22 protein-coding genes, 1 tRNA gene and 1 riboswitch are annotated in these 21,245 nt (G+C 47.8%); of the genes, 16 read left to right on the forward strand and 7 right to left on the reverse strand.

Annotated features, from left to right (window positions below):
* Positions 1–4: 4 nt before the first annotated feature.
* From ICC18_RS15960 to ICC18_RS15985, 6 genes are all read left to right on the forward strand, one after another.
* A complete protein-coding gene (locus ICC18_RS15960) occupies positions 5–976 on the forward strand; it encodes an MBL fold metallo-hydrolase (protein ID WP_188175442.1) in 972 nt (323 codons plus the stop codon).
* A gap of 54 nt (positions 977–1,030) precedes the next feature.
* Complete coding sequence (locus tag ICC18_RS15965; protein ID WP_188175443.1) at positions 1,031–1,993, forward strand: phosphatidylglycerophosphatase A family protein; 963 nt, start codon at positions 1,031–1,033, stop codon at positions 1,991–1,993.
* A 42-nt stretch (positions 1,994–2,035) separates the two neighbouring features.
* Entirely contained in the window at positions 2,036–2,221 is a 186-nt protein-coding gene (locus ICC18_RS15970; protein ID WP_188175444.1) for a Calx-beta domain-containing protein, read from the forward strand.
* 593 nt (positions 2,222–2,814) lie between these two features.
* Positions 2,815–3,861 (forward strand): GerMN domain-containing protein, encoded by a 1,047-nt coding sequence (locus ICC18_RS15975; protein ID WP_188175445.1) that lies wholly within the window; start codon positions 2,815–2,817, stop codon positions 3,859–3,861.
* A gap of 229 nt (positions 3,862–4,090) precedes the next feature.
* The gene (rph, locus tag ICC18_RS15980; protein ID WP_188175446.1) at positions 4,091–4,849 is read left to right on the forward strand and encodes a ribonuclease PH; all 759 of its coding nucleotides are present in this window, start codon (positions 4,091–4,093) and stop codon (positions 4,847–4,849) included.
* Positions 4,833–5,486 carry an XTP/dITP diphosphatase gene (locus tag ICC18_RS15985; protein ID WP_188175447.1) on the forward strand — a complete coding sequence of 218 codons (654 nt, stop codon included), beginning with the start codon at positions 4,833–4,835 and terminating at the stop codon, positions 5,484–5,486. Before rph ends, ICC18_RS15985 begins: the two co-directional genes overlap by 17 nt.
* A gap of 87 nt (positions 5,487–5,573) precedes the next feature.
* On the opposite strand, the gene asnB is transcribed toward ICC18_RS15985, so the two are convergent.
* Positions 5,574–7,418, reverse strand: a complete 1,845-nt coding sequence (asnB, locus tag ICC18_RS15990) for an asparagine synthase (glutamine-hydrolyzing) (protein ID WP_188175448.1) — start codon at positions 7,416–7,418, stop codon at positions 5,574–5,576.
* Positions 7,419–7,596: 178 nt separating this feature from the next.
* On the opposite strand from asnB, the gene ICC18_RS15995 reads away from it, so the two are divergent.
* A complete protein-coding gene (locus ICC18_RS15995; RefSeq protein WP_188175449.1) occupies positions 7,597–7,953 on the forward strand; it encodes a hypothetical protein in 357 nt (118 codons plus the stop codon).
* 46 nt (positions 7,954–7,999) lie between these two features.
* A complete protein-coding gene (locus ICC18_RS16000) occupies positions 8,000–8,113 on the forward strand; it encodes a DUF4023 family protein (protein WP_188175450.1) in 114 nt (37 codons plus the stop codon).
* Positions 8,114–8,511: 398 nt separating this feature from the next.
* Here ICC18_RS16000 and ICC18_RS16005 read toward each other — a convergent pair whose 3' ends face one another.
* From ICC18_RS16005 to ICC18_RS16025, 5 genes are all read right to left on the reverse strand, one after another.
* On the reverse strand, positions 8,512–9,345 hold the full coding sequence (locus ICC18_RS16005; RefSeq protein ID WP_188175451.1) for an energy-coupling factor ABC transporter ATP-binding protein: 834 nt from the start codon (positions 9,343–9,345) through the stop codon (positions 8,512–8,514).
* Positions 9,342–10,145 (reverse strand): cobalt ECF transporter T component CbiQ, encoded by an 804-nt coding sequence (cbiQ, locus tag ICC18_RS16010; protein WP_188175452.1) that lies wholly within the window; start codon positions 10,143–10,145, stop codon positions 9,342–9,344. Before cbiQ ends, ICC18_RS16005 begins: the two co-directional genes overlap by 4 nt.
* On the reverse strand, positions 10,142–10,426 hold the full coding sequence (locus ICC18_RS16015; RefSeq protein ID WP_188175453.1) for a cobalt ECF transporter S component CbiN: 285 nt from the start codon (positions 10,424–10,426) through the stop codon (positions 10,142–10,144). The genes cbiQ and ICC18_RS16015 overlap by 4 nt, the downstream gene beginning before the upstream one ends.
* Positions 10,426–11,196, reverse strand: coding sequence for an energy-coupling factor ABC transporter permease (locus tag ICC18_RS16020; protein WP_188175454.1), 771 nt, complete (start codon positions 11,194–11,196; stop codon positions 10,426–10,428). The genes ICC18_RS16015 and ICC18_RS16020 overlap by 1 nt, the downstream gene beginning before the upstream one ends.
* Before the next feature lie 135 nt (positions 11,197–11,331).
* Positions 11,332–11,525: riboswitch (cobalamin riboswitch) on the reverse strand.
* An 89-nt stretch (positions 11,526–11,614) separates the two neighbouring features.
* Positions 11,615–11,688, reverse strand: a tRNA-Arg gene (locus ICC18_RS16025).
* 154 nt (positions 11,689–11,842) lie between these two features.
* Here ICC18_RS16025 and ICC18_RS16030 point away from each other — a divergent pair.
* The 6 genes from ICC18_RS16030 to ICC18_RS16055 all read left to right on the forward strand — a co-directional run bounded on the left by ICC18_RS16030 (position 11,843) and on the right by ICC18_RS16055 (position 18,657).
* Positions 11,843–12,763, forward strand: coding sequence for a HEAT repeat domain-containing protein (locus ICC18_RS16030; RefSeq protein WP_188175455.1), 921 nt, complete (start codon positions 11,843–11,845; stop codon positions 12,761–12,763).
* A 272-nt stretch (positions 12,764–13,035) separates the two neighbouring features.
* Entirely contained in the window at positions 13,036–14,337 is a 1,302-nt protein-coding gene (tig, locus tag ICC18_RS16035; RefSeq protein ID WP_188175456.1) for a trigger factor, read from the forward strand.
* 244 nt (positions 14,338–14,581) lie between these two features.
* Positions 14,582–15,172 carry an ATP-dependent Clp endopeptidase proteolytic subunit ClpP gene (gene clpP / locus ICC18_RS16040; protein WP_188175457.1) on the forward strand — a complete coding sequence of 197 codons (591 nt, stop codon included), beginning with the start codon at positions 14,582–14,584 and terminating at the stop codon, positions 15,170–15,172.
* Between the two features lie 12 nt (positions 15,173–15,184).
* Complete coding sequence (gene clpX / locus ICC18_RS16045) at positions 15,185–16,453, forward strand: ATP-dependent protease ATP-binding subunit ClpX (protein WP_188175458.1); 1,269 nt, start codon at positions 15,185–15,187, stop codon at positions 16,451–16,453.
* A 97-nt stretch (positions 16,454–16,550) separates the two neighbouring features.
* Positions 16,551–17,648, forward strand: a complete 1,098-nt coding sequence (gene ispG, locus ICC18_RS16050; RefSeq protein WP_188175459.1) for a flavodoxin-dependent (E)-4-hydroxy-3-methylbut-2-enyl-diphosphate synthase — start codon at positions 16,551–16,553, stop codon at positions 17,646–17,648.
* Positions 17,649–17,799: 151 nt separating this feature from the next.
* Complete coding sequence (locus tag ICC18_RS16055; RefSeq protein ID WP_188175460.1) at positions 17,800–18,657, forward strand: divergent polysaccharide deacetylase family protein; 858 nt, start codon at positions 17,800–17,802, stop codon at positions 18,655–18,657.
* On the opposite strand, the gene ICC18_RS16060 is transcribed toward ICC18_RS16055, so the two are convergent.
* Positions 18,614–19,291, reverse strand: a complete 678-nt coding sequence (locus ICC18_RS16060; protein ID WP_188175461.1) for an N-acetylmuramoyl-L-alanine amidase family protein — start codon at positions 19,289–19,291, stop codon at positions 18,614–18,616. The genes ICC18_RS16055 and ICC18_RS16060 overlap by 44 nt on opposite strands.
* 48 nt (positions 19,292–19,339) lie before the next feature.
* Between ICC18_RS16060 and ICC18_RS16065 the strand changes: the two genes are divergently transcribed.
* Positions 19,340–19,498, forward strand: coding sequence for a hypothetical protein (locus ICC18_RS16065; protein ID WP_188175462.1), 159 nt, complete (start codon positions 19,340–19,342; stop codon positions 19,496–19,498).
* A 3-nt stretch (positions 19,499–19,501) separates the two neighbouring features.
* Positions 19,502–21,220 (forward strand): ATP-dependent protease LonB, encoded by a 1,719-nt coding sequence (lonB, locus tag ICC18_RS16070; protein WP_188175463.1) that lies wholly within the window; start codon positions 19,502–19,504, stop codon positions 21,218–21,220.
* Positions 21,221–21,245 lie beyond the last annotated feature (25 nt).

Genomic DNA, 21,245 nt, shown 5'->3' on the forward strand with positions numbered 1-21,245 from the left:
CGAGATGAATCCTGTAACGGTACATAATAATGACATTATTCAAGTCAAAGTTCCGCTGCCTTTCCCGCTGCGGTGGGTGAACGCCTACCTGATACGCGGCAGCGGCGGGTACACCGTCATCGATCCGGGGCTGCACACCCCGGATGCGGAGGCGCTCTGGCAGCAGGTGCTGCAGGAGCGGGCTATCTCCTTCGAGCACGTCGAACAGATCGTGCTCACGCACCACCATCCCGATCACTACGGGATGGCGGGCTGGTTCCAGGAGCGCACGGGCGCGCCGGTTCTCCTCTCGGAGACCGGCTGGCGTCAGGTGCAGCTCCTGTGGGGCGAGGAGCAGCCGATGTCGGCGCTGCTCCTGACGCTGTTTGCCCGGCACGGCATGCCTGAGGCCGGGCTGGAAGAGATGACGAAGCATATGGCGAGCTTCGTCCCTCTGGTTTCCCCGCAGCCGCAGGTCACGCTGCTGCGGGAAGGCCCCGTGCGCCTCGGGGACCGGGTGTACGAAGCGATCGAGACCCCCGGCCATGCCGCGGGTCATCTCGTCTTCTACGATGCCGAGGCGGAGGCGATTTTTTGCGGCGACCACGTTCTACCGCAAATATCGCCGAACGTCAGCTTCCTCCCGCAGGTGGAAGACAATCCGCTCGGCGCATACCTGAGCAGCCTGCAGGAGATCGGCAGGCTGCAGGTCAAGATGGCTTACCCGGGGCACCGGGAGCCTTGGTCCGATTTTGGCGCACGCGCAGCGGAGCTTGTGCGCCATCATCATGAGCGGCTCGCGCTCATGGAGCAGCATCTCAGCGCGCCGCTTAGCGCATATGAGGTGTGCCGGGCCGCGTTTGGCGACCGGCTCACCATTCATCAGCTGCGCTTCGCGCTGTCGGAGACAATCGCGCATCTGGTGCTGCTGGAAGCGGAAGGCCGTATCCGGCAGCTGGAGCCGGGTGCCGATCGCATTCGTTATATCGCTGTTTAGTTTTGTGTCTCTTTTTCTCAGTCATCTATGGCTTACGAACGGAGGAATTCAGTCATGAGAACGTTTCTGAAAGAAAAGTCTCTCGTATTAAAAGAGATGAGAGACGAAGTTTTTCACCATTTTCCTCAAGCTGATATTGAAACTGCGGTAGCTCGTCTCCTGGTTGAAGTGAAGGGGATCAAAAAAATCCCCCATGAACTCATCGCCGAAACCTTGCTTGGCGTGCTCAGCAAAACGGAAACCTTCAACGTCATGACGACGCTGCTGGAGCTGGACAAGAAGGTGAAGCATGATTCGGAGCTGCTCGCCAGCATGAAGGATCCGGGTTACAACCTGCATCGCACCATCGCGATGTCCATCTGTGGCATGTACGGAAGCGGAGCGAGCTCCTTGTTCGGTTTTGTCGATTGTAAGTTCCGCTTCTTTTTTCCAAATAAACGACCCAAATCGTTCCTTTCCAAAGGGATCTGCGCCCTGGTCGCTTCGACGGCGAGTGTGGTGATTTCAGAGAAAGTGAAAGAAGACTATACACAGCGCAATTTAGCTTTGCTGGCTTCACGCGGCGTGACGCTCGACGATCTCGTCGATATTGTGGATTTGCTCCAGCGGCCCTACAGCCCGGATCTTGATCGCAAAATATGCGAGCATCATGTGCTGGCGGTTCTTCGCAAACAGCAGACGTTTCACGCTGTACAGCTTGCCATCAAAATCGACGCAGGCGTGGAAAATAACGAGTTCAGCAAGCAGTATAATCACATTGTAGGCAGTGATGAAGGATTGTTCGGGGTTGATGAGTCGATTGCTACAGCGATCCCTCTAATGTACGGTACGATTGCGCTTACGAATTTCGGCTATTTGGACAAAGCCAAGATGGGCATTATCCATGAGCTGGACAACGATCATACAGGAGGTAAATGCAATACTTTCGTGGATGACCTCGTATGCGGGCTTGTCGCCGCAGCCTGCGGCCGATTGGCGCACAACAATATTCCGGCGTTTAATAAACCGTTGGATTAAAAGAAGCATCTCCTACCGCTTGACGGAGGGGGTGCTTTTCTCATGTTTATGGGACATTTGCGCTCCAAAGGGATCATAGCAGACTCATACAAACAGTCTAATGGAACTATTTATGCGACAGTTGCCGGGACTGCAGCCAGTGGTCAGGATTACGGCGCATCTTCCGGTACGTTTACCTTTGCGGACGGTGAAACAAGCAAATTGATAACTTTAAATATTACGAGATGATAGAAACAGGGAACTGAGGGAAAGAGGAAAAGATTCCCATTCCCTGATTTCCCTGAACTTCCTAGTTTAGAGGAAGAATAAAATAGAAACAAACAATGAGAAAAATGCTCCAAAGTCTAAGGTCATTGTGCCTTTTGACTTTGGAGTATTTTTTATACGCAAAAAAGCAGCACCTCCAGCAAAAAATGCCTGTTTTTTCCCGTCAATGACCTACAGAGAAGAAATAACTGCCAATAATGCCTCAAATTCAGCCCTACATGAGGGTTTTTCAAGTTTTTAGCCCAATTACAGGCACAAAATGCAGGTAAATGGCCATATGAGACTATTTGTCCGAAATTAACTGCATGAAATGCAGTTGGTTTTTGATTAGCCAGGAATGAGCGCTAACGAACTACTCTCTTGGACGGACCATGAAATATATCCTGGAGGCTTAGCTGAGTAAACTTGACCACCTTTTTGGACAAAAAGTAGTTATAAATCGGACAAAGCATCGTATACATAGTAATACGAAAAAGCTTAGTACAGGCTAGACCTTAAAGTCAGTGCTTACGAAGCCGGTTTTTTATCGAAAACTCTAAGGAGGAAACAAGCATATGAAACATCAACATTGGATTCGTTCAGCCGCTATCGCGGGGGTGATTGCTTTGCTGACTACAGGATGCTCGGTTTTGGGCTCCGGGAAGAAAGAAGACATCGATGCTCCTCCGAAAACAGGGTCGGAAGCGGATGCGCAAACTACTTCAGCTGCAATCACCATCGATATGGCTGCTGACAACTCATCGCAAATGACCGTGTATGTGAGAGATTCAAAAGGTTTTGTTGCACCTGTCAGCCTTGGGCTGCCCAAATCCCAATCCGTAGCGAAGACAACGCTGGAATACATGGTAGATGACGGGCCGGTTACGAGTCTGTTGCCTGCAGGGTTTGAGGCGATCCTTCCGAAAGATACGAAGGTGCTCGGCATCAATATTACGTCGGATAAACGGGCTGTCGTAGACTTTTCCAAGGAATTTCTGAATTATGACCCATCTAATGAACGTAAGATTCTTGAAGCCGTTACTTGGACACTCACGAGTTTCCCGGCGGTTGAGAAGGTACAGCTTCGCGTCGATGGCAAGGAGCTGAAAGAAATGCCGAAAGGCAAAACGCCGCTGGATACGCCGCTTGCGCGTACGATGGGCATTAATCTCGAAAAAGCGGCAGATGCCGAATTCGGACAATCGACACCGGTCACGCTCTATTTCCTGAATCAAAATGATCAAAATTACAAATATTACGTACCTGTCACCAGACTGGTAAAACGAACGGATGATGTAGCCCAAGCTGTTGTGGATCAGCTCATCAAAGGGCCTGATGCCAAAAAAGGTTTAACCAGTGCGCTGAATGCAACGACGGAAGTGAAAAGTGTCAAACTGACGGATAGTCTTGTCACCGTCGATTTCTCCAGCAAGCTGCTTGGTACCGATCAGAAGGCATCCGGCGATGCGCTGCAGTCGGTGATCCTTTCCCTCACCGAAAATGCAGGCATCAAACAAGTGCAAATCAAGGTAGACGGCGCCGTGAAAATTACATCGACAGACAATCAAAACTACAGTAAGCCTGTGTCTAGACCGGCACATGTCAATCCAGTGAAACTCTAGAATGAAGACTTTTGGGACCTCTACGCGATAGGACTGTCTTTAGAAGACGGCTTGCGATAGGGGTCTTTTCATTAGTTGTAAAGAACCTTTGGATTCTTAGTAATCTTCCGTAAATTGGAAATATTAAAGATAAACTTTGGAGATATAGCCTATTTTTTTTACAAACGCCCTACACTGCATTACAATGGGGACATAGGCTAGGGCGAGTACAGGAGGAGAACAACTATTTATGAGAATCAATGGAAGAACGAATCAAGAATTGCGACCTATGAAAATAATCCCTCACTATATTAAACACGCAGAAGGCTCGGTGCTCATCGAAGTTGGAGATACCAAAGTGATATGTACGGCGACCGTTGAGGAACGTGTCCCGCCCTTTATGAAGGGACAAGGAAAGGGATGGGTGACGGCGGAGTATTCGATGCTGCCGCGTGCGACACAGGTTAGGAATCAACGTGAAGCGGCTAAGGGCAAGCTGGGCGGCCGTACAATGGAGATTCAGCGGCTCATCGGACGCGCGCTGCGCTCTGTTGTCAATCTGGAAGCTCTGGGCGAAAGGTCCATTACGCTGGATTGCGATGTGATTCAAGCGGACGGGGGCACACGCACGACTTCCATTACCGGTGCATTCGTGGCGATGGCATTTGCGGTCAATAAGCTGGTTACGGATAAAAATTTGAAACAATTTCCAATCAATGACTTTCTTGCTTCTGTTAGTGTAGGGGTTATTGGCGATACGCCTCGACTTGATCTGAATTATGAAGAGGATTCACAGGCAAAGGTTGATATGAACGTTGTTATGACGGGATCAGGTCAATTCGTAGAGATTCAAGGAACAGGCGAGGATGCACCGTTCTCCCGTAAGGAGTTGGATGAACTGCTTGAACTCGCGGAGACGGGCATTCAGGCAATGATTGAGGAGCAGCGCAAGGTACTCGGACCGATTAGTGCACGCATTCGGGGTGTGGAACATGCGACTGCAGAGTAACTTTGTCGTTATTGCCACGCGTAATGAGGGGAAAGTCAAGGAATTTGCGAAGCTTTTTGAACCCAAAGGTTACAAAGTCCGGAGTTTGGCTGATTATTCAGATTTGCCGGAGATCGTAGAGAGCGGAGCCACTTTTGCCGAAAATGCGCGCATCAAGGCGCAGGTTATTTCCGCGCATCTGCACGTACCTGTGCTGGCGGATGATTCCGGGCTGTGCGTTGCCGCACTTGACGGAGTGCCTGGTGTGTATTCCGCTCGTTTCGCGGGTGAGGCTGCGACTGATGTGGAAAATAACGCGAAGCTGCTGCGTGAGTTGAGCGAACGGCCTTCATTCGCGCATGAGCAAACCCCCGGCAGCGAGCAGCCAAAGCTGCTGAGCGAAGCCGCATTCGTCTGCGCGCTAGCGCTTATTGACCCCGTCGCCAATGAGATTATCGAAGCGGAAGAACGCTGCGAAGGCTACATCATTAGCGAACCCAGAGGAGAGAGCGGATTCGGTTACGATCCGTTGTTCTATATCCCTGAGATCGGGAAGACGATGGCCGAATTGACGGTCGAAGAGAAAAATGAGATGAGTCATCGCGCGAAGGCGCTGCGTCAATTTTTGGACAGGTTGTCCAGCGATACCGGCGACTAATAGTAAAGACCTGCTTACCACCTAATATAGGGATCTTTGATCGTGGATCAAAGTCTCTCCTCTTTAGGGGGAAGCAGGTCTTCTGTCTTAATGAATCGATATTTTGTAAGTGCGCAGCCAAGTATCCACTTGAGCCAGGTAAGCGAACAGCTGCGGTCCTGACATAAGCTGACCGAACCAAGGTATGTTCACATCGGCATCTTCAGAACTGGCAAGTTCGCGAATTTTTTTCACATCAATGAAGGGGAGCAGCGGCGAACTGGAGTCATCAAGAATTTCTAACACCCATTTTCTCACCGCTGTTAAATAATTCGGATTATGCGTTTTTGGATAGGGACTTTTTTTGCGAGTCAGCACATCGTCCGGGAGGACACCTTTGAGCGCTTTGCGCAAGATGCCTTTTTCCCGATCTCCGGAAGTTTTGATTTCCCAGGGAATATTCCATACATATTCGACAAGCCGATGATCGCAGAAGGGAACGCGTACTTCCAGGCCAACAGCCATACTCATGCGATCTTTGCGATCGAGCAACGTCGGCATGAAGCGGGTGATGTTCAAATACGACATTTCTCGCATCCGGTTTTGCTGTTGCGTTTCTCCGGCTAGCCGCGGCACCTCGGCTAATGCTTGTTGATATCGATTGCTGACGTATTCGAACGGTTTAATCCAGTCGACGAGATCAGGCGCCAGCAGATCAACCCGGTTGTTCAGTTTGAGCGACCACGGGAATGTATTGGCTTCCAGCGCATCATCGCGGTGAAACCACGGGTAACCGCCAAAAATTTCATCGGCCGCTTCACCGGAAATGGCGACAGTTGCTTCTTTTTTAATTTCACGGCAGAACAAATACAGGGATCCATCAATATCAGCCATCCCCGGTGTGTCGCGGGCAAAGACCGCCGTTTTAAGCGATTCGACAAGTTCTGGGGTATCGAACTCAATGTAGTGATGCGCGGTGCCTAAGTGCTCGGTCATTCGTTTGATCCACGGTGCATCCGCATTAGGCTGAAAAGCGTTCGCTTTGAAGTGCTTATCGTTATCAACATAATCGACAGAGAATGTATGAAACTGGCCATTGCCGCTTTGCTTGTAATGGTTTGCTGCGAGCGTCGTCAGCGCACTGGAATCGAGACCTCCTGACAACAAGGTACAGATGGGCACATCGGAGACGAGCTGGCGCTCTGCTGTATCCTGGAGCAGTTCCTGAACGTGCTTCGCGGTAGTATCGACGTCATCCGGATGCTGCTTGCTTTCCAGTTTCCAGTAGGTGCGGATAGACAAGCCATTGCGGTCAAAAACAGCACACTGTCCAGGCTTGAGCTCAGACATGTTGCGATAAATACCGTGTCCCGGCGTTCGGGCAGGTCCTACCGCGAAAATTTCCGCCAAGCCTTCCGCGCCAACCTCGACTTTGAAATCAGGATGGGCAAGAATCGCTTTCGGTTCGGAACCGAATAGAAGCACACCATTCTGATGAGAATAAAAAAGCGGCTTTACGCCGAGCCGATCTCTGACCAAATAGAGGGATTGTTCCTGATCGTTCCAAGCCGCAAAAGCGAATATCCCATTAAGTCGATCCACGCAAGCCCGACCCCATTCAATGAACGCGACAAGCAGCACCTCCGTATCACACGTGGTGCGGAAGTGGTGCCCGCGCACTTCGAGCTCTCTTTTCAGCTCAGGGGCGTTATAAAGCTCACCATTATATACGATTGTATACGTATAATCACCCTGTTTCCGGATCATCGGCTGGGCGCCGTTCTCCGGGTCCATCACGCTGAGACGTCGATGGCCTAGCGCACAATGCTGCGATATCCAAGTGCCGGAAGCATCCGGGCCGCGCAGATTTAAGGTTTCCGTCATATTCTCTAGAATGGACGGGTACCCGGTCAAGTCTTTCCGCCAATCTATCCATCCCGTTATTCCGCACATAGACGTTCATCCCTTTCCTTAAGAGAGCATGATGATAAAGGGTATGCGTTCCAGGGGCATAAAATGTCTGTCCAGCTCCAGCGCCCGAGCCTACATTTCAGGCTGACTTTGTATTTTGAAGGCAGGACTGTTACAATGAATCCAACTCTTACTTTATTCCATGACGAAGGTGATGACGATGAAAAAAAAACACTCCAAAGCTCAAATCGATTACTTGGCAGCTAGAGAACATTTTTTGCAAATTAGCAATCAAGCAGATAAACGAATTGAAGCCTTGAAAGAACAAGGCAAGGAAGTCGGACAAGAAGAAATGGAAGAAATCATCGAGAAAGTAGGCTTACATCGCGCATATAATGAACTGACTCAAGCGGAGAACGTACTGATCAACTGGACCCAAACCGCGATTAAGACCGAGCCTGTATTTATGGAGAAACGTGCCGAATTTGAAGAACTTTACGAGTTGGTCAAAACGAATGCGGAAGCTAGAGGCGCTATTCTTAATCTGGCCATGCGTTTAAATTTAGAGCTGGTGTGACATTCTAAAGAGGCAGTGCCATTATTTCTTCAGGAGGCGAATGCTCATGGATAGTCATTTCATCAGCAAACTGCACGACAAGCAGAGAAAAGCCGAGAAGAATTTAAGGACACATGGGCATAAACGTCCGGGCGATAAATTGCCCAACCATAAGCACTAATGTCTAATGGCACCACATTGGCCTGCAGGGAACATTCCTTGCAGGCTTTTTATTTGGGAATCCTCACATTTCCAGCATACGATACCGGTCAATAATCCATACTAATTTAGTAACCAATTTACTATTTTTTAAGGAGGATATGTCCGTTATGAGTAAGAAAAAAGGTAGAAACCTGGACTCCATTACACAAAGCACAATCGATAATTCCAAACAATCTTCTCGAATACAACAAAATCTGTATTCAACAGAGCCGGGTCATCATCAGCCCAATCGGCCATCCGTGTAATTGCTCAATTAAGAACTCACGTTCCGCTTGAGCTCACACAACTCATGCGATTTGGAAAAGAGGCTATCTCTCAGGTTGTTACTAACCTTAAGGGACAGCCTCTACTTGTCTTCTAGAAGATAGAACCGAATAGCTGCTTAAAAGCCTCGATATTCTTAGGAGGACGTAAGTCTCCGCGAACGGATTCCGGCAATGCGTTCCAAATGTCAAGCAGCATTGGCGTATCTAATCCAAGGGCAGTAATCGCATCCGTACGACTGAATATTTCATCCGGCGTTCCTTCCATGACACATTGTCCTTCGTTCATGATCAGCATCCAATCAGCCCATGCATAGGCAAGATTCATATCATGAGTGGCCATGGCCAGCGTCATCCCCCGGCTGTGAATGCGCTCAAGCTCCTCCAAGAGCTGTTGCTCGGAGATTCGATCCAGGTAGGCTGTCGGTTCATCAAGCAGCAGCAGCTCGGGTTCAAGCACGAGAACCCCCGCGAGCGCCACACGTTTCTTTTGACCGAGACTTAAGTGATGGATAGGTGTATGAGCCAAATGCTCAAGCCGCATGGATTGCAGCATCTTTACGGTTCGCAGTTTAATTTCGGGCTCTGGGATCCCGGCGTTACGAAGGCCATAAGAAACGTCCTCATAGGGCGTATTCAAGATAAGCTGCTGCTCAGGGTCTTGAAAAACGAGCCCTATTTGTTGCCGCAACTGTGTAAGTTCTTTGCGTTTGTAAGACAAAGGCGTATTTTTCCAAAGTACGTTTCCGGATGTAGGAGCATGGATCCCGATGGCATGAAGAAACAAGGTTGATTTGCCGGAGCCATTATGGCCGCAGATTGCCGTTTTTTTCTTTTCCGGTATGTGAAGGGTCAAAGATCGCAAAGCTTCTATAGATGTACCTGGATAGCGAAAGAAAACTTCAACCGTTTCAAGAATCGATGTCATCGCATATTCCTCCAGCGAAGCCAAATTTCCAGCAGTAACAATAATCCCACTCCGATGCAGATTTCCAGCTTGTACCTATTAGGGATGGTCCTTGCTTCATAAGGCGCCATCAAAATGTCATCCGCAAAACCTCTTGACAGGAAACCATTGGAGAGGCTCTTGTACCGCTGCATCGTTTTGATAAACATTCTGACAATAAGAAGTGCCGTATCCTTCAGTCTGTTCTTCATTCCGCGTTGTCCGCCTCTAGCCTGCTGCGCAACGAACATGTCATGAACAATTTCAAAAAGGATAAACAAAAACCGATACATAATCAGCATGATTTCGGGCACCAGGGCAGGGACTCGAAGTTTTCTCATCACTTGCAACAATTCTGAAAATGACGTGCTAAACATAAGAAAAGTCATGCATGAGAGACTTGCCAGTATGCGGATGAACAATTTAGCGGCGAGCATAAGGCCCGGCATCGTAATGAATGCAGTCCATTTCAAAAATGAAAAGGAAACCAGCTCAGAAGCAGACCCGACAGTTTCATGCAAAGGTCGAATTTCTATAACAATAGCAGGAACGCTGGCTGCAAAAAATAGGCATGCTGTCCCGGTAACTAGGAAATAGTACTTGAAAGGAATACGGGCGTAACCGATGGTCCATACGATCATCCACGCCGTCAGAATCAACTGTACGACAGGATGGGCAAGATAGGACAATAGTAGTAATGCGGCGGCAAATCCGCTTTTCCACATCGGGGAGTAAGCGCGTAATGAATTACTATAAGAAAGAGAATCGACGAGTTTTATCATTCGGATTTGGATCTCGATGCTTTTCCTTTGAAATACCCGATGGCAAAACCGATGAACCCGGCTCCGATCGCCGCTTGCAGGGCAAACAACATACTTTCCGTTTCCGCAGGCAGCTCAAACAACGAAGAAAACCAAGGCTCGTAACTAGGGTGAAGCGTTTGAATCAACTGTTCGGCAGCATTGTCGGCACCACCGAATTCTCCATTAACAAATGCCAAAGGCAGCACAGCCAATAAAACAACTATAATGAACAAGAAAATATTTAGCGTACGACTCCTCATTATTCTTGAGCTCCTTTCATTTTACGCTGAAGGATAGAAAGTTCTTTTGGGCTGTAAGCCCCAATCCAGTTCCAAATCAATACGGTAAGAATGCCTTCGCTAATCGCGAGCGGGATTTGAGTCATGGCAAAAATACTGCCAAACTTCAGGAAAGACGCGGCAATACCGCCATACCCAGCCGGGAAGGCGAGAGATAGTTGCACGGAAGTTACCACATAGGTGGACAGATCGGCGATGGCGGCAGCTGTAAAGATCGACCACTTCTGTTTACCGGTCGTTTTCATCATAGATTTATAGATGAAGTAACCGACTATAGGACCTGAAACCGCCATGGAGAAAGCATTGGCACCCAGTGTCGTCAATCCGCCGTGCGCAAGCAGAATAGCTTGAAACAGCAAGACAATCGATCCTAATACGCTCATAGGGAGCGGACCGAACATGACTGCACCTAAGCCTGTCCCAGTCGGATGCGAACTGCTTCCGGTTACGGATGGAATTTTCAGCGCCGACAGGACGAAGGTGAAGGCTCCGGCGAGGCCGAGCATAATTTTAAGTTCAGGCGTTTCTTTCGTTATTTTGATGAGTGATCGAAGGCCTAGAAGGAAGAAAGGCAGGAAAACAATCCACCAGAATACAGCCCAACCAATGGGAAGAAAGCCCTCCATAATGTGCATGGCGTAAGCGGACTGCGGTTCATTGATAAATAGATACAACGTGAATCCTAATACGAGAAGCATAAGACTAGTCAACTTAGTCTTTCGTTGTTTCATTGTTCCTTTACCTCCTAAAATGATGTTAAAAACAAATAAGACCCATCCTGATGGAGGGTCGTGGGTACGTGCGAATAGACGATAAAAAAAATTTATCGAATCTCTTGACGTACACCGCTCCTTTCCGCGAAGGCTTGTGGGTGCATAAATGGAGGTAGGTCTCCTGGCTCTCGGATCGTCGTGTTCTTTCGCCTTCCCTGATGGGTCTACATCAAGTGACATTAATGAAAGAATCTCCCCGAATACAGTGGCGGGACCGCTCGGGATTTGCACCCGATTCCCTGTTACCCCTTGCTGCTTACAAGGGCACCTCATTTATTCGAAAATATGTAATTGAACATGATTATATCATAAGAATGGTATCAGATGTTGAGAAAAAAAGAGACCGCGAGCTATCGCGGCCTCTTCTTTGTAATAACGTCCCAGGAGGGATTCGAACCCCCGACCGTACGCTTAGAAGGCGTATGCTCTATCCTGCTGAGCTACTGGGACTTAAAGCTTTTCGCTTTCGAATCGAGTTCGTTTTTAGCGAAGCAAGAGTTATATTAACACATCGATTTCGATGAAGTCAACCCCATTTTTATTTTCTTTTGCAATCGATAGGACAATCAAGTAAACTGTCTCCAGCGAGACGAAGTTTTTTGAGGTGATCCCCATTACAGAACCATACATCAACAATTTAATCCTTTTCCCGAAGACGGAGCAATTTTACGAAGAGGAACTAACCCGCTTTCTACAGCGAGAGCAGTACAGCGACGCTTTGCAGCTGCTGACCTTTCTATTGCAATTTCCGAATGTCGGTCAACATAAATCGGACCAATGGAAAGCGTTGTATAACTGGCTTCAGACAATGCATCCGGAAACCGTATTTCCTTCCATTCCGGTAACGGAGGAGGAACAGGAGGAAGAAGAAGAGGATTTGCTGCGGCAGTACATACAGGAGAAATCGACGGAGGATGCGGCTTATATTGATAAGCTCCTCGGCATGCTCCGTGACGGCAGTTTGGAAAAGCAGATCACTGCGCTTGAACAATTGGCTTATGTTGAACTTCCGGAAGCAAGTCGGGCAGTGAAGCAATGGGTTTCCGAAAAGGCGCGGCATCCGCACATTCAGTTTAAGGCGCTGCAGGCGCTTAGACAGATGGGAGAGCGCGGCATCTTGGAATTGCCTAAGAACGGGAGCAAAGTCATAGTAGAGATCGAAGAGACGCCGCTTTGTCCGGAGGATTTTCCAGCTCAAATCCGTGATATGATCCGCAGAGTCGGGGAAATTAGTGAAATGAACCAGCCGAATTTTGTCTTTTTCGCCAATCAATCGTGGCAGGAGTTTCTTGCTTACGCTTACGGCACCTCTGTCTATACCGATTTGTTGAAACCGGAAGAAGGGGCTGTCGATGTGTGGGCCTCCGCTTTGCATGCGGCACTTCAGGAAAGATTGTTCGGGACGATAAGTCGCGAAGAACTATTTGAAAATTATGGGATTGTCGATTCGATGAAACTCCAGTGGAAACGGGCTCATCTGACGCTGCAAACGTTCATCAATCAATATCATCCTGATCCTTTGTGAGAAAAGCTTATATCGATGTACGTTCGAAGATGAGCGACCGCGTTAAGCGGAAGTTTTTATCACCAATAGGAAAGTTTATTAAGCAATTTTAGTGCTTTAACGAAGTTAAACTTTCCAAATGTGGTAAACGAACGAATCGTCTGCCTTGAAATGAAAATGTTATATGTTATAATAGAATGGTTATAATGGTAGGTAGGGGGATTAGCATTAGCACTCCACTTGCCAGAACGTGAAAATATGTCATGGTACATTTTTGGAGGGGAAGGCATAAAATGAAAGCAAGTTGGGAAAAAATAGAGAAGAACGTAGGCGTTCTTGAAGTGGAAGTTGGCGCGGAGCGCGTCGCAGATGCACTCGATAAAGCATTCAAAAAAGTATCCGCGAAAGTGAACGTACCTGGTTTCCGTAAAGGTAAAGTGCCTCGTTCGATCTTTGAAGCTAAATTTGGTGTAGAAAGCTTGTATCAAGATGCTTTGGATATCATTTTGCCGGAAGTTTACGTTCAAGCGATTGAAGAGGTTAAAATCGAGCCTGTTGATCGCCCGGAAGTAGACGTTGAACAATTCGGCAAAGGACAAGTTCTGAAATTCAAAGCCAAAGTAACGGTTAAACCTGAAGTAACGCTTGGCGACTACAAAGGCATCGAAGTTGAAGCTGTAGACGCTAATGTAACGGAAGAAGAAGTGAACGAAGAATTGAAACGTCTGCAACAGCGCCATGCTGAGCTTGTTGTTCTTGAAGAAGGACAAGCGGCTAACGGCGACGTAGTCGTTCTTGATTTCGAAGGCTTCGTAGACGGTGAGGCGTTCCAAGGCGGTAAAGCGGAGAAGTACTCCCTTGAGCTTGGTTCCAACAGCTTCATTCCAGGATTCGAAGAGCAACTCGTCGGTCTTGCGAAAGGCGAAGAGAAAGACGTTGAAGTGACATTCCCGGAAAACTATCACTCCGAAGACCTCAAAGGTAAAGCGGCTGTGTTTAAAGTGAAAATTCATGACATCAAACGCAAAAACCTGCCTGAGCTGGATGATGAGTTTGCTAAAGACGTCAGCGAGTTCGATACGCTTGAAGAGTACAAAGACGACATGAAAAAGCGTCTGCAAGAGCGTAAAGAGAAAGACGGGGAAGCGGCTAGAGAAACAGCAGTTGTTGAAAAAGCTGCAACAAACGCAGACGTTGAAATCCCGGCTGCAATGGTAGAAGCTGAGCTTGACGTCATGGTGAAAGAATTCGAAAGACGTCTTCGTTCCCAAGGTATGACGCTTGAGATTTACTTCCAATTCTCCGGCCAAAACGAAAGCGTGTTGAAAGACCAAATGAGAGAAGACGCCGAGAAGCGTGTTCGCAACAACCTTGTTCTTGAAGCAATCGCAGCAGCAGAGAAGATCACTGTTTCCGACGAAGAAGTGGATGCTGAGCTTGAGAAATACTCGCAATCATTCCAGAAATCCGCAGCAGAACTTCGTGAGCTGTTTGCTTCCAACGGCAGTCTGGAAGGTTTGACTAACGACCTGGTTGTAAGAAAAACCGTAGACTTCCTGCTCGAAAATAGCAAGAATGTTTCCGCAGCAGTGTAAATAAGGTAAGTAAGGGCACGTTCGTAACGCTGGCGTGCCTTTCTTTTACCCTAATTTGTCCCTGACTGCCCCAAACACATAAGAAAAAAACGCTTACATAGCCTCGCCCTGAAAAAATGACTTTGCTGCTCAAACGTGTTAAACTGTACTTAAGATGGTAACGGGAACTTGCCTAAGATTCCCGTATCATTAAAGAACCCATATGGGGTGAACATGGCGAATTGCCGTTAAAGGAGTTGGTACAATGAGTCTTATTCCTATGGTTGTTGAACAAGAGGCTCGCGGGGAACGTTCTTACGATATCTACTCGCGCCTGCTCAAGGACCGCATTATCTTCATCGGGAGCGCGATCGATGACGATGTGGCTAATTTGGTCATTGCCCAGCTGCTCTTTTTATCCGCTCAGGATCCTGAGAAGGATATCCACTTATATATCAATTCCCCTGGCGGGTCTGTAACGGCAGGAATGGGGATCTTTGATACCATGCAGTTCATTAAGCCGGATGTATCTACGATTTGTGTAGGTATGGCTGCAAGTATGGGCTCCTTGCTGTTAACAGCCGGTGCCAAAGGCAAGCGATTTGCGCTGCCTAATGCAGAAGTGATGATTCACCAGCCACTCGGTGGTGTTAGAGGTCAGGCGACCGATATCAAAATCCACGCGGATTGGATTATCAAAACGAAGCAAAAGCTCAACCAGATTTATGTGGACCGTACGGGACAGCCGCTTGAAAAGATCGAAAGAGACACCGATCGCGATAACTTTATGAGCGCTGAAGAAGCGAAGGCATACGGTTTAATCGACGAGGTTATCACTCGAAACGACTTGAAATAAAGGAGTGATCCCATGTTTAAATTTAACGATGAAAAAGGCCAACTCAAATGTTCCTTTTGCGGGAAATCCCAAGACCAAGTGCGCAAGCTTGTTGCCGGTCCGGGAGTTTACATTTGTGATGAATGTATAGAGCTTTGTACAGAGATTGTAGAAGAAGAACTGGGCCATGAAGAAGAGCTGGATCTGAAAGATGTTCCGAAACCGCAAGAAATTCGCAACATTTTGGATCAGTATGTTATTGGACAGGACCAAGCGAAGAAATCGCTCGCTGTAGCGGTTTATAACCACTACAAACGTATTAACTCGCAAAACAAGCTTGAAGATGTGGAGCTTCAAAAGAGTAACATCGTTCTTCTTGGACCTACAGGTAGCGGTAAAACGTTGCTTGCACAAACGCTTGCCAAAATTCTTAACGTTCCATTCGCGATTGCTGATGCGACTTCTTTAACAGAAGCCGGTTATGTAGGCGAAGACGTAGAGAACATTCTGCTCAAGCTGATTCAAGCTGCTGATTACGATGTAGAGAAAGCTGAACGCGGCATTATCTACATTGACGAAATCGATAAAGTTGCCCGCAAATCCGAGAACCCGTCGATTACACGCGACGTTTCTGGGGAAGGCGTTCAACAAGCATTACTCAAAATTCTTGAGGGCACGGTAGCTTCCGTTCCACCGCAAGGCGGCCGCAAGCACCCGCATCAGGAATTCATCCAAATCGATACAACGAACATTCTGTTCATTTGCGGAGGTGCTTTCGATGGCCTGGAGCAAATTATCAAACGCAGAATCGGTAAAAAAGTCATCGGTTTCAGCACAGACGGCAGCAAAGTAGATCTGAAACCAGGCGAGTACCTGTCCATGGTGCTTCCGGAAGATTTGCTGAAATTCGGATTAATCCCAGAGTTCGTAGGTCGTTTGCCGGTGATCTCCACGTTAGAGCCGCTGGATGAAGCAGCCCTTGTTCGTATTCTATCCGAGCCGAAGAACGCTCTGGTTAAGCAATACCAGAAGCTTCTTGACATGGACAATGTGTCGCTTGAATTCGACGCTGAAGCGCTCGAAGCCATCGCGAAGGAAGCGATCAAACGGAATACAGGGGCACGCGGTCTTAGAGCGATTATCGAAAGCATCATGCTGGACGTGATGTTCGAGGTCCCTTCGAGAACAGACGTATCTACTTGCAAAGTGACCAAAGAAACGGTGCAAAACAAGCTTCTGCCTGTTTTGACAACGAAAGACGGCGGTCAGACGGCTGGCAAGAAGAAGGAAGAAAGCGCGTAACCCATAATTTCATAATTCCACACACAGCCTCCAATCCGGTTTCCGTTACAGGAAATTGGAGCGGAGGATGTTTGGTGTCATGGGGAGAGAAACCATTATGTTCCATAGAAAAGATACGCGGCCTGTTCGCGTTGGGGATTTAACGATCGGCGGCAGCAACGAAGTCATTATGCAAAGCATGTGTACGACGAAAACGGCTGATGTAAAAGCGACTGTTGCCGAGATTCTTCGTCTCGAAGAAGCGGGCTGCCAAATTGTCCGTGTAACGGTGAATAACAAAGAAGCGGCAGAAGCTATCAAAGAAATTAAAAAGCAGATTCATATCCCTCTCGTTGCGGATATTCATTTTGATCATCGCTTGGCGCTTGCCGCCATCGAGAATGGAATCGATAAAGTACGCATCAATCCGGGAAATATCGGTCGCCGTGAGAAAGTCGAAGCCGTAGTGAAAGCTTGTAAGGAACGCGGTATTCCGATTCGGATCGGCGTAAACGCAGGTTCGCTGGAGAATCATTTGCTTGAGAAGTATGGGTACCCTACACCTGAAGCGATGGTAGAAAGCGCGTTATTCCATATCAACATACTGGAAGAGCTTGATTTCCATGATATTATTGTTTCGCTCAAGGCATCGGATGTACCGATGGCAATCGCCGCATACTCGAAAGCGGCCCAAGCCTTCAACTACCCGCTGCATCTTGGCATCACAGAGGCTGGTACCTTATTCACAGGCTCCGTGAAAAGTGCCGCAGGTATCGGCGCCCTGCTCAACATGGGCATCGGCAATACGCTGCGGATATCGCTTAGCGCTGATCCGGTTGAAGAAATTAAGGTCGCTCGTGAACTGCTCAAAACATTTGGGCTTATCACGAATGCGGCAACGCTCGTATCCTGTCCAACCTGCGGCCGACTGGACATCGATTTGTTCTCAATTGCCAATGAGGTGGAAGAGTACATTGCCAGGATTAAAGTACCGATTAAGGTATCTGTACTCGGCTGTGCGGTAAACGGTCCAGGCGAAGCACGTGAAGCCGATATCGGCATCGCAGGCGCTCGTGGTGAAGGCATGTTGTTCCGTTACGGCGAGATGATCCGCAAAGTTCCTGAAGCCGATTTACTATCAGAACTCAAAAAGGAAATTGACACGATTGTAGAAGCTTACGAGAAAACGGGAGTTATCCCGGGACGTAAGCATTAATAAAAAGAAGCCCCTGAAGATCGAACGTGATCTTCAGGGGCTTCTTTCGTTGGCACGTATATTCCGTGGCCAAGAGAAGCATAATGAATAAATCTGGAAAGCTTATGTTTAAGAAGCAAGTTTTCTGCGAAAAACTCGAAGGAGCATAACTATGCACAGGAAAAAAATGAACCCATTACGTAAGTTTACCCTGTCGCTCATTCTATGTGGTGCATTGCTGCTCGTGATTCCCTATCAGGCAGGAGCTTTGAGTGAGCCTGTACCGGCGTCAGAGGAGACGGTTGAGCGATCCAAACAAGTTGCCATCGTTATCGATGACTTCGGCAACAATATGGATGGGACCGCGGAGATGCTCAGTTTACCCATCCCGCTTACCGTCGCCGTCATGCCGTTCCTGCCGTCGACCAAGAAGGATGCCCAACTGGCCCATGAAAAAGGCTATGAAGTTCTTTTACACCTGCCGATGGAGCCGCAACGCGGCAAGAAAAGCTGGTTAGGTCCGGGAGCGATCACAACCGACCTCTCGAATGATGAAATTCGCAAAAGGGTGCTTGCAGCCATTGCAGACGTTCCGTATGCGATAGGCATCAACAATCATATGGGATCGAAAGCGACTGCAGACGAAAGAGTAATGAAAATTATTGTTGAAGTATGCAAAGATAAAGGCTTGATGATTTTGGACAGCAGAACATCCCACAAGAGCCTGATTGGAAAGCTGGCTGAGCAAATGGAAGTTCCGTACACGGAAAATCTGCTCTTTTTTGACGATCTCTATACTTATAATCACATCAGTAAACAAATGGTGAAATTTAAGAAACTCATACATGACAAAGAAACTAGCATCGCGATCGGGCATGTAGGCCCTCCAGGCAAAAAAACGGCGCAAGTGATTAAAGAAGCGATCCCTTCTATTCAGAAAGAAGCTACATTTGTATCGATTTCCAAAACAATGAAAATACCTACTGTTAAGATGGGTGAATCATTGCAAAATATTGCTCCACGGAAGTAGCGATCGCTTCCGCCAGCCTAGATTGGTGGTGGGAGTCGTTCAGCATTTTGCGGTCTATTTTGTTTGAGATAAATCCTAATTCTACGATGACTGCAGGGCATTTGCTATGTTTAAGCACATAATATTTTTTTCCAAGCACCGGCATTTCTTCTATTCCATATACACGATTCAAGGATTGCTGTAATAAGTTAGCTAACAAAATACTATCGGATTTGTTCTGGTAAATAACAAGCGGACCGCGGCGATCTATCTTATTGGAAAAGTTGATATGCAGGCTTAGCATAATCTTGGGTTTGATTGTGTTGGCAATCCCGGCCCTTTGGGCGAGATCCTTACGATGTCTCCCTCCAGAAGACCAACGGTTATCATCACTTAAGGCATAATCTTTATTGCGATTGACGGCGACACGGTAGCCTTTCTTTTTGAGCAACTTGTAAGTCTTCTTGGAGATGGCTAGATTCATATCTTTCTCTTCATATTTGCCGAATATCGCTCCGCTATCGATACCGCCATGCCCTACATCGATCAGCACATCGGCTTCCGGGAGCAAGGGATTGCTTGTATATGCGTAGGTCTCTGTACTCGTTATACAAAGACATATGGAAAGTAGAATGATAGCCAGTCTTTGCTTCACGATGCCACGTCCTTTTTGCTCTTATCCTTCTTCCGAGGGGGGCTTCTCATGCATCCTGCAAAAGTTTGCATAGATTGGATTAACCTTCTTTTACACGGGAATAATGGAGGGTATGACGTAATTGCTTATGATGAAAGCTTTCTTGCGGAAAGCCCTGCAACGCTTACGAAGTCAGTTTTGCTAAAGCAAAACTTTAAGGAGGAATGAAAGATGAGCTTAAGTATTATTCTCATGGTAATTCAAGTATTTTTCGCTGTTGTGATTGGATTGTATTTTTGGAATTTGCTGCGCAATCAACAGACGAATCGGTCTGCTGTAGATAGAGAGTCCAGAAAAGAGCTGGAAAAGCTGCGCAAACTGCGATCCATCTCGCTGACCAAACCCTTATCTGAGAAGACTAGACCGTCATCCATGCAGGATATCGTAGGTCAAAAGGAAGGTCTTAAAGCGCTGAAAGCGGCGCTATGCGGACCGAATCCGCAGCATGTGCTCATCTATGGTCCTCCCGGCGTAGGAAAGACAGCTGCTGCCCGTGTTGTTTTAGAAGAAGCAAAAAAAAATCAAGAATCGCCATTCCGTCCTGATTCCAAATTTACTGAAATCGATGCGACAACGGCTCGTTTTGACGAGCGGGGGATCGCCGATCCGCTTATTGGTTCAGTTCATGATCCGATCTATCAAGGAGCGGGGGCAATGGGTGTAGCGGGCATTCCGCAACCTAAACCCGGGGCTGTGACGAAGGCGCACGGGGGTATTTTGTTTATTGATGAAATCGGAGAATTACACCCGACCCAAATGAACAAATTATTAAAGGTTCTGGAGGATCGTAAAGTATATTTGGAGAGTGCTTACTACAGCTCCGAAGATACGAACATTCCAAACTACATCCATGATATTTTCCAAAATGGCTTGCCGGCTGATTTCCGTTTGGTAGGGGCAACAACACGGACGCCGAGCGAAATTCCGCCTGCGATCCGTTCACGGTGCTTGGAGATATTTTTCCGGCCTCTGCTCCCTGAGGAAATCGGTGAAATCGCACAGAAAGCGCTCAAGAAAATCGGCTTCCAAGACAGTCCTTCCGCTGTTAATGTCGTTACTAAATATGCAACCAATGGCAGGGAAGCGGTCAACGTCATTCAGCTCGCTGCAGGCATAGCGTTAACAGACAAGCGGGATGAAATTACAGCGGCAGATATCGAATGGGTTGTTAACTCCTCCCAAATTCCGCCAAGACCTGAACGTAAAGTGCCTACGCAGCCGCAAGTCGGCTTTGTGAATGGATTAGCGGTATATGGGCCAAATTTGGGGACTCTGCTTGAAATTGAAGTCATTGCGATTCCTGTTGCCGAACCGGGTACAGGTAAATTCAACATTACAGGCGTCGTGGACGAGGAAGAGATGGGGGGAGGCTCCCGTACGATACGCAGAAAAAGCATGGCACGCGGCTCTGTGGAAAACGTATTAACCGTTCTGCGCAAGCTTGGCTTTAATACCTCGGATTATGACCTGCATATTAACTTTCCAGGCGGTGTTCCGATTGATGGACCATCTGCCGGGATTTCAATGGCTACGGCTATTGCGTCAGCGATACATAAAATTCCTGTCGATAACAAGCTGGCCATGACCGGTGAGATGAGCATTCACGGCAAAGTGAAGCCGGTAGGCGGAGTTGTAGCTAAAGTAGAAGCGGCTTTCCAAGCTGGAGCTACTAAAGTCATTATTCCAAAAGAAAACTGGCAGGAAATGTTTGCCGAATTGCCTGGTGTTGAAGTGAAGGCCGCTGAATCCATTGAGGAAGTGCTGCAAGTTGCGCTTGGTATCGAGCTGCAGGATAATGTTATTCCTATGCCGATTACTGCTGAGCGTACTGTTTCTCCAACAACATTGCCGATCTTGCATGCCAAATCGCCGGGCACGATCGAATCTTAATCATAAGCGACGAAAAGCCCCGCAA

The sequence above is a fragment of the Paenibacillus sedimenti genome (genome assembly GCF_014534655.1).
GTDB classification, from domain to species: Bacteria; Bacillota; Bacilli; order Paenibacillales; family NBRC-103111; genus Paenibacillus_E; species Paenibacillus_E sedimenti.

What these genes read in the sequence shown, in the direction of transcription:
- ICC18_RS16020 (WP_188175454.1), bottom strand. Translation starts at nt 11,196, where the DNA reads ATGAAACAACGAAAGACTAAGTTGACTAGTCTTATGCTTCTCGTATTA.
- asnB (WP_188175448.1), bottom strand. Translation starts at nt 7,418, where the DNA reads ATGTGCGGAATAACGGGATGGATAGATTGGCGGAAAGACTTGACCGGG.
- ICC18_RS15965 (WP_188175443.1), top strand. Translation starts at nt 1,031, where the DNA reads ATGAGAACGTTTCTGAAAGAAAAGTCTCTCGTATTAAAAGAGATGAGA.
- rph (WP_188175446.1), top strand. Translation starts at nt 4,091, where the DNA reads ATGAGAATCAATGGAAGAACGAATCAAGAATTGCGACCTATGAAAATA.
- ICC18_RS15975 (WP_188175445.1), top strand. Translation starts at nt 2,815, where the DNA reads ATGAAACATCAACATTGGATTCGTTCAGCCGCTATCGCGGGGGTGATT.
- lonB (WP_188175463.1), top strand. Translation starts at nt 19,502, where the DNA reads ATGAGCTTAAGTATTATTCTCATGGTAATTCAAGTATTTTTCGCTGTT.
- cbiQ (WP_188175452.1), bottom strand. Translation starts at nt 10,145, where the DNA reads ATGATAAAACTCGTCGATTCTCTTTCTTATAGTAATTCATTACGCGCT.
- ICC18_RS15995 (WP_188175449.1), top strand. Translation starts at nt 7,597, where the DNA reads ATGAAAAAAAAACACTCCAAAGCTCAAATCGATTACTTGGCAGCTAGA.
- tig (WP_188175456.1), top strand. Translation starts at nt 13,036, where the DNA reads ATGAAAGCAAGTTGGGAAAAAATAGAGAAGAACGTAGGCGTTCTTGAA.
- ICC18_RS15960 (WP_188175442.1), top strand. Translation starts at nt 5, where the DNA reads ATGAATCCTGTAACGGTACATAATAATGACATTATTCAAGTCAAAGTT.
- ICC18_RS16005 (WP_188175451.1), bottom strand. Translation starts at nt 9,345, where the DNA reads ATGACATCGATTCTTGAAACGGTTGAAGTTTTCTTTCGCTATCCAGGT.
- ICC18_RS16055 (WP_188175460.1), top strand. Translation starts at nt 17,800, where the DNA reads ATGCACAGGAAAAAAATGAACCCATTACGTAAGTTTACCCTGTCGCTC.
- clpX (WP_188175458.1), top strand. Translation starts at nt 15,185, where the DNA reads ATGTTTAAATTTAACGATGAAAAAGGCCAACTCAAATGTTCCTTTTGC.
- ICC18_RS15970 (WP_188175444.1), top strand. Translation starts at nt 2,036, where the DNA reads ATGTTTATGGGACATTTGCGCTCCAAAGGGATCATAGCAGACTCATAC.
- ICC18_RS16015 (WP_188175453.1), bottom strand. Translation starts at nt 10,426, where the DNA reads ATGAGGAGTCGTACGCTAAATATTTTCTTGTTCATTATAGTTGTTTTA.
- ICC18_RS16000 (WP_188175450.1), top strand. Translation starts at nt 8,000, where the DNA reads ATGGATAGTCATTTCATCAGCAAACTGCACGACAAGCAGAGAAAAGCC.
- ICC18_RS15985 (WP_188175447.1), top strand. Translation starts at nt 4,833, where the DNA reads ATGCGACTGCAGAGTAACTTTGTCGTTATTGCCACGCGTAATGAGGGG.
- ICC18_RS16065 (WP_188175462.1), top strand. Translation starts at nt 19,340, where the DNA reads ATGCATCCTGCAAAAGTTTGCATAGATTGGATTAACCTTCTTTTACAC.
- clpP (WP_188175457.1), top strand. Translation starts at nt 14,582, where the DNA reads ATGAGTCTTATTCCTATGGTTGTTGAACAAGAGGCTCGCGGGGAACGT.
- ispG (WP_188175459.1), top strand. Translation starts at nt 16,551, where the DNA reads ATGTTCCATAGAAAAGATACGCGGCCTGTTCGCGTTGGGGATTTAACG.